Consider the following 14439-nt stretch of genomic DNA (forward strand, 5'->3'; position numbering starts at 1 on the left):
TCGATGCAGTTGCGCCCAAGAACGCCGCCCCAGCGCAGTAAGGCAGTCACGAGGCGTCACCGCCCTGGCTTGACAACATCATTGGGAATCTCCCTGCCCGAGCCCGACCAGCAACTCTCCGACCCCATCGAGCTGTTGCTCGACTACCTCGACTACTACCGCTCCGTGATCGGCGCCAAGATCGAGGGGATGTCCGACGCGGAGCTGCGCGCCAGCCGGCTCCCCTCCGGATGGACCATGCTCGAACTGCTGAAGCACCTCGTCCACATGGAGCAGCGCTGGCTGCGCTGGGGCTTCCGCGCCGAGCAGGTCCCGGCGCCCTGGGGCGACCGGGGCCCGGAGGACCGCTGGTACGTCGGACCGGAGGAAACGGCCGCCGAACTCCTCGCCGCGCTGCACGCGGGCGGCGAGCACACCCGGGCCGTCGTGTCGGGCACGCCCCTGTCCACCGTCGCCGCACCCGGCGGCCGCTTCCCCGACGACGGCACCCCGCGGCCCACCCTGGGCTGGATCCTGTTCCACGTCCTCCAGGAGTACGCCCGCCACGCGGGGCACCTGGACATCGTCCGCGAGCTCACCGACGGGGCCACCGGCTGACGCCCGCCGCCGGCTGACAGTCGCAGCCGGCGGGCGGGGTGCGCCCGCCGGCTCAGCCGGCCAGGTGGGCGAGCAGCGCGTCGCCCGCCGGGTAGAGGCGTTCGGCGGGGAGGAGCTGCCGGGCGGCCTCCAACTCCCCGTCCCGCACCCGGTCGTGGACCGCGTGCGCGAGCGCGGTGACGTCCTCGACCGCGACGATCCACTCCTCCGCGTAGCGCGCGGCCGCCTCCCCGGCCAGGCCGAGTTGCAGCGACCGGTACGGCAGCGGCCGAAGGTGCAGATCGCGCTCCGGATCCCACTGCACCCGCGCCGGGGACCTCTTCAACCGGCGCTGCCAGGAGGCCCGGTCGGGGTGCAGCCCGCGCTCGTAGTGGGACAGGCAGCTGTTCCGCAGCGCCCATTCGAAGCCCTCGCGGGTGATCTCGACCGCCAGGACGGTCTCCTGGCCGTCCTTCCTCGCCCACCCGCAGCGGTACATCATCCAGAGGAACGACGGCTTGATCCACGTCATCCGGTCCCGCTTCCACGCCGCCGGGAAGCGGCCGTCCCGAGCGGTGGGCAGCCCGATCTCCGGCGCGTACGCCTGGTAGACGGTCACCGTCGAGTCGGTGTGGAGGGCACGGATCCGGTGCTTCGGTTCTGACACGGTGACCAGGGTCGGCCTTCAACGCACCTCGCGCCAGCGATTTTCCCAGCTCGGCGGGGGTGTGTGCCCGTCAACCATCCGCCGCGTACGGCCAGTTCGCAAACTGATCTCTGGACGCAATCGGTTTGTCATGCAAACCTGGTCCTCATGGCGACTCAACCCGTTCAGCCCTCAAGCGACCCCCGGCACCTCCTGGCAGCGACCGGGGCCGTGATCCAGCGCGTCCGCCGTGAGCAACGCGGCGCGTGGTTCCCGCTCCTGGCCTTCGCCGCCGTGAGGTTCGGCGCGATACCGGTCGTGCGGTACGGCCAGGGCCCCTGCGACGCGCCCCGCTACGGCCTGGGCGGAGTCTGCGTCAACTCCCTTCCTCCCGCCATGTGGTACTGGCCGGTGGCGCTGCTGCTCTCCTACGCCGCGATCAGCTGGTTCTACCTCCGCCGGTCCGCCCGGCTCGGCCTGGGCACCCGGATCCGGCCGTACCTCGTGCTGGGCGTCGTCCTCGCCCTGCTCATGACCACCGACCAGGTGTGGACGGTGTCCCACCCGGGCTTCCTCGCCGACCTGTACGGGCAGCCGGGACCGCTCTCCGCGGTCGCCGACACGCTGATGAGCCCGGCCGGCACGATCGGTCTGGCGCTGCTGCTGCTCGCCTGGATCGAGCGCAGCTGGCCGCTCCTCGCCGTGACCTGCGGATACCTGATCGCCATGCTCTCCTCCGACGACCTTCCCAGCTTGTCCCCGTGGTCCTTCCTCCCCGGCGTGCTGCTGGAAGGCGGCGTGCTGCTGCTCGGCGGCGTCGCCCTCGCCCTGCTGCACCACCGGGCCCAGGGACGGTCGGCCGAATGACCGAGCACCCCACCAGCGGCCTCGACGACGTCGTCCACCAGCGCGTCCGCTTGGGCATCCTCGCGGTCGCCAAGGAGGCCCGGCGGGTGGAGTTCACCTTCCTGCGGACCACCCTCGGCCTCACCGCCGGCAACCTCTCCCAGCACCTCGGCGTCCTGGAGAAGGCCGGCCTGGTCACGATCGACAAGGGCTACGAGGGCAAGCGCGCCCGCACCTGGATCCAGCTCACCAGGGCCGGCAAGAAGGCCCTGCACGACGAGATCGCGGCACTCCGGAGCCTGATCCACCGCCTCGAAGGAGCCGAGGAACCCGACGAGGGAGCCACCGGGACGACCGACCCCGGCCCGGCAGCCGCCCCGGCGCCCCACTGAGATCACCCCGGGAGGCCCCGGGACGTGCCACAGGGCGGCAGCACCGGCCGAACCGGTGCTGCCGCCCTGCGTGTTTCCCGTCCGGTCAGCCGAGCGGGGTCAGCTCCACCTCGTAGCGGTAGAGCCGGTCGTTCACCCAGCACGCCAGGTCGGCGCCGGCGGTGTGCCGGGCGAGTTCGGCGAGCAGGCGCTCGGTGAACCCGTCCAGCTGCCGGGCGTCGACCGCGGCGGCGCCGGAGCGGGCCCCTGCGGCGAAGGGGAGTTCCTCCGCACGGGACGACACGGTGTAGGCCACCGAGTCACCCGCGTCCTCCGACGGGGCGAGGTGCCGGTTGGGCTCGTCCTCGGTGAAGACCAGTCCGGTGCCGGAGGCGGCCCGGTTGGCCGCCTCGACCAGGGAGAAGCCCGGTGCGGTCAGTGGAGCCTCGCTCCCGAGCCGCAGGTCGACTACGGCCTCCGACAGCCCCGGCGGATCGATCCGGTAGCTGTAGTTCCCGTCGGCGTCGATGTAGGAGGCCGTCTCCAGGCCGCCCAGTGCCGCGTGCAGCCGGGCGGTCGCGAAGCGGCAGTAGGAGCGGAGCGCGGTGACCTCGTCCTCGCCTGCCAGATCCGCGACGCCGACGTGGAGTTGGCAGTCGTACAGGCGCTCCGCGTACCCGTTGTCGTGGGTCACGCCCACGGCCGGGCCCGACACGTCACCGGGTTCGGCGGTCAGCCAGAGAGTGAGCCGTGAACCGTCCGGTCCCACCGTCTCGTGCCAGGTTCGCGCCGCCGGACCGCCCGGGAGGCCGAGGGTCGAGGCGATCTCCTCCGCCGTGAGGGAGGGCTCGTCAAGGCGTCGGATGGAGACCACCGCATTGACCGACATGCTCAGCACCCCCCGCCACGGCACTTGGGTTCACTGCCGATCTTACCGCTGATCACCCAGCCGCCCCGGAGGTCGCCCCGGGCCCAGATCTGGTACTCCTGGAAGTGGGCCGTGTTGTTGGTCAGGAACTTGTTGAGACTGGCCATGGCCGTCTTGGCGCTGTATCCATCCGCGACGGTCACATAGGCCCGGACGGCTCCCTTGCCTTCCGTCACGCCCCTGAGCTGGTCCCTGACGACGTCATCGCTCTTACCGGTAGATGCCTTGAACTCTGAGGGCACGCCGTCCACGTAGGCGTCCGATGTCTTGCCCGCTGCCTCGGGGATCGCCACCACCTTGTGGCCTCCCTGCGCCAGGTCGAACGCGATCCGGTACTCGCCGAGACTGAATCCGCCCTGGGAGATCTTGCCCTTCGCCAGCCGCGTGAAGGTCTTGGGGTCGAACGGGGAGGCGCTTTCGTCGATCCGGCCGGCGGCCTCCTCGACCATGTTCTTGTCGAGGATGTCCTGGGCCATGTTGGCGAACTGGCAGCCGTCCTTGGCGGAGGGGCGGCAGTACTTCTTGTTGATCTCCCGGATCTTGTTCAGGTACTCGCCGATGATCGGGTTGTCCTTCTGCATCAGCCAGGCCACCCGGGCCTCGTACCACAGCTTGCGGTTCTCGGGGGTGCCCACGGTGGTCTTGCTCGGGGTCGGCTTCGATCCGCCGCCGCCGCCACCGCCGCCGCCGCCACCACCGCCACCGCCACCGTCGCCGTCGCCGTCATCGGCGGGGGTGTCCGTGACACAGCTGGTGACGCACTGGGGGCCCTTGGTCGGCTCGTGGAACGTGCCGTTCATGCCGACCCAGCCGTGCAACGCCATGTCGTTGCCCGAGCAGTCGTCGGCGCACATCTTGCGGCCGTCGGGGTCGCTGGTGCTGGTCGGGTTGCCGCCCGAGTAGGCGTACCCGTTCAGCTCCTTGGGGCTGGTCGGGTTGAACTCCGGGTCGATGCTGAGGAACCGGCCCAGGGACGGGTCGTAGTCGCGTGCCCCGAGGTGGACCACCCCGGTCGGCTCGTTGACGCCGCCGAGGAAGCCCCGGCTGCCCGCCCACGAGGCCGGCGCGGCGCCGCGCTGCTCGCCGTACGGGGTTGTCCGGCGCTGCGCCGCCGTGCCGGTGGAGGCGTCGACGTTGAGCTCGGAGGTGCCGTGGTGGTCGGTGACCTGGAAGCCGACCTTGTTGTCGTCCGTGCGGACGCCGACCGCCGAGCCCAGCGAGTAGTAGCGCGTGGCGGCGGGCTTGGCGGCGCCCTTGGCCAGGGTCAGCTCGGTGGCGCCGAGGTAGAGCGTCCAGCTCTCCGCGCCCGGGTTGGCGCTGTCCAGGACGTGCGAGGTCAGCCGGCTGCCGGCCGGGTCGTAGAGGTACTCCGTCGTCTTCGTGCTGGTGACGGGCCCGTTCTTGACGGTGTCGACGACCTTGCCGAGTTTGCCCTCGGCGTCCCAGGTCAGCGCCTGGTCGCTGGTGGCTCCGGCGGCGAGGTCCCGGTGGCGGGCGATGGTGTTGCCCGCCGGGTCGTAGCCGGCGGTCTCGGCGAGGACGCCGGTGCCGCTGGTGCCCTTCAGGGTGTGCGGCTGGGCGGCCGTCGCGCCGGGGTAGTTGTACTTGGCGGTGACGTCCTTGGCGGGGTCTCCGGTGGTGTCGTGCCGGGTCTGGGTGTCCCGGGTGCTGTCGGGGTTGAACTGCCAGCTGGTCCAGTACGGGGCCGGGCCGCCGAGCGCCTTGGCGTCGGGCGTGGCCGGGCAGCCGGTGCCGCTCGGGGTGAACGCCTCGGTGAGCCGGGCCAGGTAGTCGTACTGGAAGCACTGCCGGTCGGTGCCGGCGCGCGAGGTGTCGGTGATCGACGTGACGTTGCCGACCTGGTCGTAGGTGTAGGCGGCCGCGCGCAGCGGGCTCGCCACGCCGTACTGGTCGGTGCGGCTGGACGCCAGCCGCTGGGTGCCCCACTCGTAGGCGTTGGTGAGGTAGAGCTGCTTGTTCGCCGTCCCGTCGGACAGCGTGCTCTGCAGCGGCTTGCTGGTCAGGCTGTAGGTCTGGCCGGTGAGGTAGCTGCTCAGACCCTGGGCCGTGGTCATCCGGGTGAGGGCGTCGTAGCCGTAGGCCACCGACTCGGCGGCGAGGTTGCCGGCCGCCGGGTAGCTGGTGCTCTGCGGCTTGCCGTCGAGCCGGTAGACGGTGCCGTTGACGTAGTTCCCGGCGAGCGCCTCCTGGCCCGGGACGGACGGAACGCTGAGCGTGGTCCGGGTCGCGCGGCCCAGCGCGTCGTACAGCGACCAGGTGGTCGTGTACGGGTACGCGGTGCCTCCGACGGTGGAGTACCGGGTCGCCGAGGAGATCAGGCCCTTGTTGCCGGACGGGTCCCAGGTCTGCGAGGTGAGCAGCGGGCCCGACACGGAGCCGGAGCGCAGCTCGGTCTGCCGGTCGAGGTTGTCGTAGACGTACGCCAGGGTCTGGTTGTTGCCGTCCCGGCTGGTGGCCAGCCGGCCGCGGTCGTCGTAGGTCTTGACCGCCGTGCCGGAGTCCGGGTCGACGGTCTTGACCTGGTGGCCCTGCTGGTCGTACGTCCAGCTCCACTGGGTGCCGGACTGGTCCGTCAGCCGGGTGGTGTGCCCGGCCGCGTCGTGGGCGTAGGTGGTGCGGTCGTAGTCACCGGCGGGGGAGCCCCCGCGGTACTGGCGGATCTCGGTGGTCCGGCCGCGGGCGTCGCTGATGGTCGTCGCCGGGGTGCCGCCGGTGGGCGGCGTGACGGTGACCCGGTCGCCGCTGTACTCGGTCAACGTGGTGGAGAGCGGGGTGCCGACGCCGTTGCCCGCCAGGGTGGTGGACTTGACGACGCGGCCGAGGCCGTCATAGCTGTTGGCGGTCTGGGTCTCGACGCCGGTGGCGTCCTCGACCTTGAACAAGGTGGTGGAGGGCGCGCCCGTCGCGTAGTACGGGGCGTAGGCGAGCGCGGCCTGGCCGTGCTCGTCGAAGAAGGAGTCGGTCAGGACGCGGCCGCCGTTGTCGCCCGGGTCCTGGGTCTGCCGGATCCGGCCGAAGCCGTCGTACAAGGTGTACGCGGTGGCCTGGGAGCCGTCGGCGTTGAGCTCCTTCGTCGAGATGACGCGGATCTGGCCGTCGTTGTCGATGTACCCGAACTCGTGGTTCGGGGTCTGGCCGGTCCCCTTGGACCGGTTGGGCAGCCAGACCTTGAGGGTGCGGCCGAGCGCGTCGTACAGGCTGTCGGTGCGGCGGTTGTTGGCGTCGACGGTGTCGACGGTCTGGCCGCGCAGCAGGTCAAGGTCGGCGACGGAGACCATGGCGGTGGCGGGGTTGCCCGCGACCACCGGAGGCCCGGTCGTGGTGACCTTGGTCGGCCGGCCGTTCGCCGGGGCGAAGCCGGTGGTGGTGGTCTGCGCCAGCGTGCTGGCGGTGGTCACGGGTGCCGTGGCTCCCGTGGTGTCGAACACCGTGGTGGAGGCCAGCTTCGTGGTGGCGTCGGCACGGCCGTAGGCGTCGTAGTGGGTCGTCCCGTCCAGGTAGGTGGCCCGGTTGCCGGAGCGGGACTTCAGGACGTGCACGGTGGTGGCGTCGCCCTTGACGGGGGCGGCGCCGTAGGCCTGGCCGTCGTAGCGGGTGCGGACGTCCGACAGGACCGCGGAGGTCCCGTCGGCCTGGGTGTCGCGGTTCACGGCGGCCGCGCAGTCGGCGGCGACCGTCTCGACCTGGACGGTGCCGATCAGGATCCATGCCGCGGTGTTGTCCGCGTACGTCGTGCGGGTGCAGGTGTCGTCGGTGCCGACCGCGACGTCGCCCAGGTCCTCGGTCTGCGTCGTACGGCCGTAGCCGTCGAACGAGGTCGCGGTGCGGGTCTCGCGCCAGGAGCTTCCGGCGCCCTTGTCGAGCGAGGTGAAGGACCGGGTCGCCTGGGTGCCGGTGAGGTTGGCGGTGGTGGTGCCCCAGTCGTTGGAGCGCTTGGCGGTCTCCTTCTTCCACGGGGTGCTGACGGACTTGGAGAGGATCACGCCGCCGGGCTTGTCGTACTGCTCGCTGCGGTACTCGTAGCCGGCCCAGGCCTGGTCGTCGGTCAGGACGGTGCCCTGGCCGTCGTCCACGGTGACGCCGCGCTTGCTGTTCTTGTCACCGGGGTTGTCGCGGTCCTGGTCCATGCCGCGCAGGAAGTAGTGGTCGGCCTGGGTGGTCATGCCGGTGACGCCGCCGGTCTCGACCCGGGCGTGGGCGTAGCCGCGCCACTGGGACCAGGTCTTGAGCTTGGCCGGGGTCAGGCCGTCCTCGTCGTCGAAGTGCCAGGCGGCGTCGCCGAGGTAGCTGTAGTGGGTGACCATGTCGGGCGCGCCGCCGGTGCGGTCGGTGGCGATGACCGCTTCGACGACGTACTTGTTGAACCACTCCGTGGTCACCGGCACGTCGTTGGACGGCTGGTACATCTGCGGGAAGCAGCGGGTGGTGTTGGACTGCGGCGTGGGCAGGGCGTTCCAGTCGCAGGCCGCGGCCGAGTAGTTGACGTCGAGCTGGCCGCCCTGCTCGTCGGTGATGGTGCCCAGGCGCTGCTTGATGAACGGCATGCGGCCGTCACCGACCTTGTCGAGCCGGTTCGCCAGCTGCTTGTAGGCGAAGCCGGTCTTCGGCAGGGTGATCGCCGGGGCGGCGGACGACCCGGTGTGCTGGATGGAGTCCAGCAGCAGCTGGTAGTCGAAGTCGGCGGTGCCCCACTTGTGGTTCAGGGTCCACGTGTCGACCGCGGCGTAGTTCCCGTCGGCCTGGAGCGTCCTGGCGGTGACGGAGGTCAGCCGGGTCCGGGTGAAGTAGGTCGGCGAGGACTGGCCGGTGCAGTCGGTGCCGTCCTTGCAGTTCTGGTCCCACGGGGTGTCGTACCAGTACTGCCGGTTGGCGTCGATCTTCGCCGGGTCGCAGAGCGCGGTGTTGGACTCCAGGCAGCGCTCGGCGGTGCCGAAGTCGACCCGGCCCATCGGCTTGACGGTGGCCGAGTAGACGTCCTGCTGCTGCTGGCCGTACTCGATGTGGTCCAGACGGCCGCCCCGGATGTAGGGGGTGCGGTCGGAGGCCTTCAGGTTGCGGCCGTAGTTGTTGGTCTCGGGGGTGTACCAGTAGGTGATGTCGTTGCCGTGGGCGTCGACCACCAGGTCCAGGTTCCACCGCCAGCCCTGCTGGCACCAGGAGGACGCGAAGTCGGCGCCGTTGCACGGCTCGCCCGCGTTGTTGCCGTACACCGGCACGGTGTAGACGGACTTGGTCTCCGGCTTGCCCGCCGACCAGTTCGGCAGGCGGTTGTAGCCGAAGTAGTAGTTCGTGCCGTCGGCGGTGGTGGCGCGGAAGTACTCGCCGTCGTTGTCGCCGTTGCCCCGGCCGGTGTCGCGCAGGCGGGTGACCTTGGTGTTGTCGTCGCCCTTGATCCGCCACTCGTCGCCGGAGACCGGGATCAGCTCGCCGGAGTGGCCGCCGAAGCTGATGGTGCCGTTGTCGGTGCCCCAGCACAGGTCGCCCGGGCTGTTGGTGCCGGTCTTGGGCGCCCCGTCGTCCGCGCAGGCCTTGTAGCTGCGCTCGACGAAGCCGGGGGAGAGCTCGAAGCCGTCGCCGGCCCAGGAGGCCTGGTTGTTGCTGTTGGCCGTCCGGCCGTCGATCGCGCCGGAGTTGTAGGACAGCCCGATCTTCGGGGTCAGCCCGCCGGGCATCGTGGTCAGCGGCATGTCGTACGACCAGCTGAACGACCCGCTGTTCAGCGAGGTCGACCAGGAGGACGCCGGGGTCAGCGGCGTGGCCTTGTAGTCACCGCTCGGACCGGCGCTGCCGGCCGTGGCGGCCAGCACCATCGCGCCCGGCGCGGACGTCAGCCGCATCGACCCGGCCGGGGCCGTGGTCAGGGAGTCCGCGGCGACGGTCTGCTTCGCCACGTCGTTGCCGCCCGGCAGCGGGGTCTGCACCCGGCACTCGGGCAGGTCGGGCGTGGTCAGCGCGCACTCGGGCAGCCGGACCAACTTGAGGCGGGAGCCGAAGCCGGAGCCGGCGGCCTGGGCGAAGGACGAGTAGTCGACGGCCAGGCCGCTGTTCTCGTCGGCGCCGGAGACGGTCAGCAGCAGGCCGTTGATCCCGGCCTTGGCGGCGGCGTCCTGGCCGAGCAGCTCGACCTTGGCCTTGCCCGCCGCGCCGGCGGAGGAGAGGGCGACGGGCAGCTTGCCGGCCTTGACGGCCTTGCCCTTCTCGCCGGGGACGTCGAGGGTGGCGCTGCCCGCGCCGGGCAGGGCGCCGTGCTTGCCGTCGACCGTGCTGACGGTGGTGTCGGCCTTGCGGCCCTTGGCCTTCGCGTCCGAGCCCTTGACCGGCTTCTCGGGCGAGACCGCCGAGGGCTTGGTGTACGGTTCCGCGGCCGCCGCGACGGCGGCCAGCGGCAGTGCCGGCAGCAGCGACCCGACCAGCGTGCCCGCGATGACCGCGGACACCCTGGTGCGGGTCGGCCTCGGCACCTCCCTCTCCCGCCACCTGTGGGCAACACCCCCTCTGGGTAACCGGGGTGTGCCGCCCGGGGGGCGGGGGGGCCGCCCCCCCCCCGCCCCACGGAAGGTTGGGGAATCAGACGCCGGTGGAGGTGCCCAGCTCGACGTTGTAGTCGGCCAGCTTGGCGATCTGCGCGGGGCTCAGCACGCCCTGGTACAGCCAGACGTCGTCCAGCTCACCGGAGAAGTACTCGCCCCAGGCGCCGGACGCCCTGGTACGGCCGAACTGCACGCCGCCGCCCGCCTCGTAGGGCTGCGGAGCGCCCGTCCAGGAGATGTGCGGGGTGCAGGTCCTGTCACCGTCCGCGCAGCCCTGGTTCTCGACCTGGCCGTTGACGTACAGGGCGAGCCGGTCCGCGAAGGCGTCGTAGCTGACCGCCAGGTGCGTCCAGTTCTCCATGACGGAGGTGGCCGGAGTGTGGGTCGTCAGGGTGCGCGCCGCGCCGTTGGCGTCGGAGTCGCGGACCTCGGCCTGCCACTGACCGGTCGGCTGGCCGTTGGCGTCGTTGCCCAGGGGGTGCCAGCGCAGGGTGACCGCGCTGTTGTTGGCGCCGGCCACGGACAGCACCGTCATGTCCCGGGTCGGGACGCCCGCCGTGTTCGCCCAGCCGGCCAGGGTGAAGCTCTGGCCGGTGTGCAGCGGGACGGAGCCGGTGGCCGCGTAGCCGGTGGAGCCGTTCAGCAGCAGGGTGCCGGGGGTCTGGAACAGGCCGCCGTCGGCCTTGATCGAGGCGCCGCCGCCGAGCTGGGCGCCGGCCTTGGCCGGGCCCTCGTCGGGGGTGACGGCCGGGGCATCGGCCGGGGTGCTGGTGGCGGTGTTGAGCTTCCAGCGGCCGGCCAGCTGCGGGCGCTGCTGGACCATGGCGCCGGCCTCGGGGCCGGTGACGACGCGGTCGTAGATCCGCACGTCGTCGATCTCGCCGCCGAAGAACTCGCCGTTGACGCCCTCGCGGTTGACGGCGCCGATCTGGATCGGGCCGGGGTTGGCCCACGGCGCGTTCTGGGTGTAGTCGGACTGGCCGACGAGGAAGCCGTTGATGTAGAAGCGCAGCTTCTTCGCGGCGGTGTCGGAGACGCCCAGCAGGTGGGTCCACTCACCGGTGGTGCCGGTGAAGCACGGCACGCCGTTGATCTGGCTGCCCGCGGTGCAGGCGTCCTGCCAGGTGCGCACCAGGGTGTCGGTGGAGCTGTCCTCCTTGTAGCGTCCGAAGATCCAGCGGCCCCAGTAGGGCGAGTAGTACAGCGAGAACTCGTTGTTGTGCTGGCCGATCTGGGTGACCGCCATCTTCGGGGTGGTGTCGCCCGGCGTCGGCGCGGGCAGCTTCACCCACGCGGAGACCGAGAAGTCCCGGCTGCCGTCGACCTGCGGGCGGGTGCCGCGCAGGTAGTCGTCCGCGCCGTCCAGGTGGATCGCCTTGTCGGCGATGCCGGGGCGGCCGAGCGCGACGCCGTTGTAGGCGGTCAGGTTGTCGGTCTCGGTGGTGCCGACGGGCTTGGCGGAGCTGCCGTCCAGGTGCCAGACCGCCTTCGCGGGGCGGCCGGTGGCGAGCTGCTTGTCGGCGGCCACGTCGGCGGCCTCGGCCTTGCTCAGGGAGCGGTCCCAGAGCCGGACCTCGTCGACCGAGCCCGTCCACGGGTCGGTCCAGTTGCCGTGCCACTTGGAGCGGCCGAACTCCAGCGGGCCGCGCGCGTCCCAGGCGGCGGTGACGGCCACCGGGGTGCCGGGCACGCCGTTGACGTACAGGGTGCTGGTCCTGGCGGTCGGGTCGTAGACGCCGACCAGATGGGTCCACTGGCCGAGCACGACCGGGGTGTCCGAGCTCGCGGGCTCCAGGGTGTAGACGGCGTTGGTGTCCTGGGTGGAGGTCCACATCGTCCACTTGCCGTTCATCAGCCCGAGGGCGAAGCGGGCGGCCCAGTTGCCGTTCTCACTGACCGCGACCCGGTTGCGGCTGGTGTCGCCGGTGAGGTTGACCCAGGCGGAGACGGCGAAGCCGCGGGTGGTGTCCAGCACGTTGCCCTGGGTCTCGGCGTAGCCGTTGGCGGTGCCGTCGAGGGCGAGGCCCTCGGCGAGGTGGCCGGGGGCCCCCGCGGTGGCGCCGGAGCCGAGGGTCGCCTCGAAGCCGCCGCCGGTGCCGGTGACGCTGGTGCCGCTCGGGTCGTCCATCGACCAGCCGGTGCGCTGGGCCTGCCCGGTGAGCACGTTGAAGTAGTACGTCTCGGGCTGGGAGGCGTTGCCCGCGCCGTCGACAGCCCGGGCGGAGATGAAGTGGACGCCGGCGGTCTGCGGCTGGACGCGGACGGTCTGGCCGGCGCCGCCGCTGGTGGCGACCTCGTTCGCCGCGGACGGCGAGGTGTCCAGGCCCCACTGGTACTTGACCACGTCGGTGGCGGCGGACTTCAGGGTGAACTGGCCGCTCTTGCCGACGCCGTCGGTCCACGGGAGCGCCGCGGTGGCGTCCTTGGAGCCGGGGTAGGCGTCCGAGGTGATCGCCGGGCCGTCCGGTGCGGAGGTGTCGACGATGAAGTAGCAGCCGGTCGGGTCACCGTCGGAGGACCACGGCCCCCACTGCGCGCCGTCCCAGGCGCGGGCCTCCCAGTCGAGCTGGAGGTTCTTCGGCAGGTCGGTCGGCAGCGGCCAGGAGAAGATCGAGCCGGAGGCCTTGAAGGTGTTGCCCCCCGGTGCGGCGTCCTCGGAGCCGGTGGACCACCAGCGCCGGCGCAGGCCGGTGCCGTCGTCCCAGCCGACCGCGAACTGCACGCCGATGGCCTCGCCGTCCGGGTCGGTGGCCCGGGTGGTGACCTGCGGCATCTTGTTGATCTTGATGCCCGGGTACTGGCAGACCGAGCCCGGCGACATCGTCATGTCGGACATCGGGATCTGGTTCGGCCGCAGGTTGTAGTACACCTGCAGGTAGGCGTCGTCGGTGAAGCGCTTCCAGGCGAGGGTGTCGCCCTCGTTCTGGGCCTTCAGGCCGAAGGTGATGGTCGGCCAGCCCCAGTTGGCGGCGTCCTGGACGAGGTTCTTCACCGCGCCGGTCTCGCCGTACTCCAGCCAGCCGCCGGGGCAGTTGCCGCTCCAGCCCTTGGCGGTGTTGATGGTCTGCAGGTAGCGGCTCCAGAACCCGGAGGCGTTCTGGGCGTTCCAGTTCAGGCCGGGGGAGATGTAGCCGGTGCTCCACAGCTCGACGGGCCGGGCGTCGCAGGAGTACGACCAGCTCTCGTAGGTGCCGAAGGTGGCGCCGAGGATCTGCTTGCCGACGAACGGGTTGGACACCTGGAAGAAGGCGCGCTTCACGTCGGTCGGCGCGCAGCGGGAGGTGTCGCCGCAGTAGCCGACGCCCCAGTCGTGGACGTAGCTGCTGTTGTACGTGAAGTGCCAGTACGCCTGGTTCGGGTAGGTGCGCGAGACGCCCGCCCAGTCGCCGGCGTGCGGGGTGTTCCACGCCGGGTCGATCATCACCGGGTAGACCGTGTCCGGGGCGTCCAGCATGGCCTGGTCGGGCGAGAGCAGCAGGGCGTCCTTGGGCAGCTCGACCTTGAGGCGGGTCATCTTGGCGCCCTCGCCGGGCAGGTCGCCGTAGCCGGCGACGGCCGGGTCGGTCGGCGCGGGAGCAGCGGGAGCGGCGGGAGCGGCGGGGGCCTCGGCCTGCGGGGCCGCCTGCGGGGCGGCCTGCGGGGCGGCCTTGAACGCCTTCGGGGCGGCGGGCGCGGCAGGCGCGGCAGGCGCGGCGGCCGGGGCACTCGGAGCGGGCGCGGCGCCGGCCGGCTTGGAGGAGTCCCACATCACCGGGACGGGCGCCTCGAAGACGGTGCCGCCGCCGGAGGGGTCCTTGGCCTTGAGGGTGCCGTCCGCCTCCTGGCTGACCGTCAGGCCGTTGCCCTGGAGGCCGAGGCGGAGCTGGTCCAGCTCGGGGTTCTTGGCGGCCTCGGCGGTGTGCACCACGATGACCTGGGTGAACCCGGTCCTGGTGGCGGACAGCCTCAGGTCGACGTTCGGCAGGATCGACGCGTACTCGGCGGTCGCGCCGTTGACGGTCGGCTTGGGCAGCGGCTTGGGCCAGCTGAGCTTCAGCTCCTTGCCGGCCCGGGCCATGGTGACCAGCGGTGCGGTGCCGCCGCCGGAGAACGTCAGGTCGGCGGTGGAGCCCTTGGGGGCGATCGCGCCGCCGGGCAGCGTCCGGAGGGTGGGGTCGAGTTCGACCCAGGTGCCGTTCTTGCGCACCCGCTTGGGCTGGACGTAGGTGGTGGTCTTCAGCTTGCCGTCGGGCTGGGCGACGGTGTCGCTGGTCTCGCCGCGCTTGGCGAGCACCTCGACCGGCTTGCCGGTGCGGGCGGCCTCCTGGACGGCCAGGGTCTCGGCGGTGTCCTGGGGCTCCGTCACGCCGGGGGGAGGTGTCCCTCCGGCGGCGGCGGCGGGCACCACCGCGGTCGCGGCGAGCGCGACCGCGGCGAGTGCCGCGGCGAGCATGCTGCCCGACCGTCTTGCTGCTGTTCTCACTGTGCGTAAGCTCCGACTTCCGGAATGTGGGCGAAGTTTGAGCGGATCTTTATGGACAC

The 14439-nt window shown here is 71.6% G+C and carries 7 protein-coding genes; 3 read left to right on the forward strand and 4 right to left on the reverse strand.

Annotated elements, in window-relative coordinates; all coding sequences use genetic code 11:
* The first annotated feature begins 81 nt into the window (after positions 1–81).
* Positions 82–597 (forward strand): DinB family protein, encoded by a 516-nt coding sequence (locus tag ACFY4B_RS11370; RefSeq protein ID WP_387967316.1) that lies wholly within the window; start codon positions 82–84, stop codon positions 595–597.
* Positions 598–649: 52 nt separating this feature from the next.
* Here the strand turns inward: ACFY4B_RS11370 and ACFY4B_RS11375 are convergent, their stop codons facing one another.
* Positions 650–1243: a DUF4291 domain-containing protein gene (locus ACFY4B_RS11375; RefSeq protein WP_387967319.1), complete on the reverse strand. Its 594-nt coding sequence runs from the start codon at positions 1241–1243 to the stop codon at positions 650–652.
* A 210-nt stretch (positions 1244–1453) separates the two neighbouring features.
* Between ACFY4B_RS11375 and ACFY4B_RS11380 the strand changes: the two genes are divergently transcribed.
* Together ACFY4B_RS11380 and ACFY4B_RS11385 are read left to right on the forward strand one after the other, a co-directional pair.
* Positions 1454–2089, forward strand: a complete 636-nt coding sequence (locus ACFY4B_RS11380) for a hypothetical protein (protein WP_387967322.1) — start codon at positions 1454–1456, stop codon at positions 2087–2089.
* Entirely contained in the window at positions 2086–2460 is a 375-nt protein-coding gene (locus tag ACFY4B_RS11385) for a winged helix-turn-helix domain-containing protein (protein ID WP_387967324.1), read from the forward strand. The genes ACFY4B_RS11380 and ACFY4B_RS11385 overlap by 4 nt, the downstream gene beginning before the upstream one ends.
* 85 nt (positions 2461–2545) lie before the next feature.
* On the opposite strand, the gene ACFY4B_RS11390 is transcribed toward ACFY4B_RS11385, so the two are convergent.
* The 3 genes from ACFY4B_RS11390 to ACFY4B_RS11400 all read right to left on the reverse strand — a co-directional run bounded on the left by ACFY4B_RS11390 (position 2546) and on the right by ACFY4B_RS11400 (position 14350).
* Positions 2546–3328, reverse strand: a complete 783-nt coding sequence (locus tag ACFY4B_RS11390; protein WP_387967326.1) for a hypothetical protein — start codon at positions 3326–3328, stop codon at positions 2546–2548.
* Positions 3329–3330: 2 nt separating this feature from the next.
* A complete protein-coding gene (locus tag ACFY4B_RS11395) occupies positions 3331–9849 on the reverse strand; it encodes an RHS repeat domain-containing protein (protein ID WP_387967328.1) in 6519 nt (2172 codons plus the stop codon).
* Between the two features lie 106 nt (positions 9850–9955).
* Positions 9956–14350 carry a LamG-like jellyroll fold domain-containing protein gene (locus ACFY4B_RS11400; protein ID WP_387967332.1) on the reverse strand — a complete coding sequence of 1465 codons (4395 nt, stop codon included), beginning with the start codon at positions 14348–14350 and terminating at the stop codon, positions 9956–9958.
* Positions 14351–14439 lie beyond the last annotated feature (89 nt).

The sequence above is a fragment of the Kitasatospora sp. NPDC001261 genome (assembly GCF_042896795.1).
Taxonomy (GTDB): domain Bacteria; phylum Actinomycetota; class Actinomycetes; order Streptomycetales; family Streptomycetaceae; genus Kitasatospora.

Excerpts from the sequence above, each read along its gene's own strand:
- ACFY4B_RS11385 (WP_387967324.1), top strand. The coding sequence starts at position 2,086 with ATGACCGAGCACCCCACCAGCGGCCTCGACGACGTCGTCCACCAGCGC.
- ACFY4B_RS11390 (WP_387967326.1), bottom strand. The coding sequence starts at position 3,328 with ATGTCGGTCAATGCGGTGGTCTCCATCCGACGCCTTGACGAGCCCTCC.
- ACFY4B_RS11400 (WP_387967332.1), bottom strand. The coding sequence starts at position 14,350 with ATGCTCGCCGCGGCACTCGCCGCGGTCGCGCTCGCCGCGACCGCGGTG.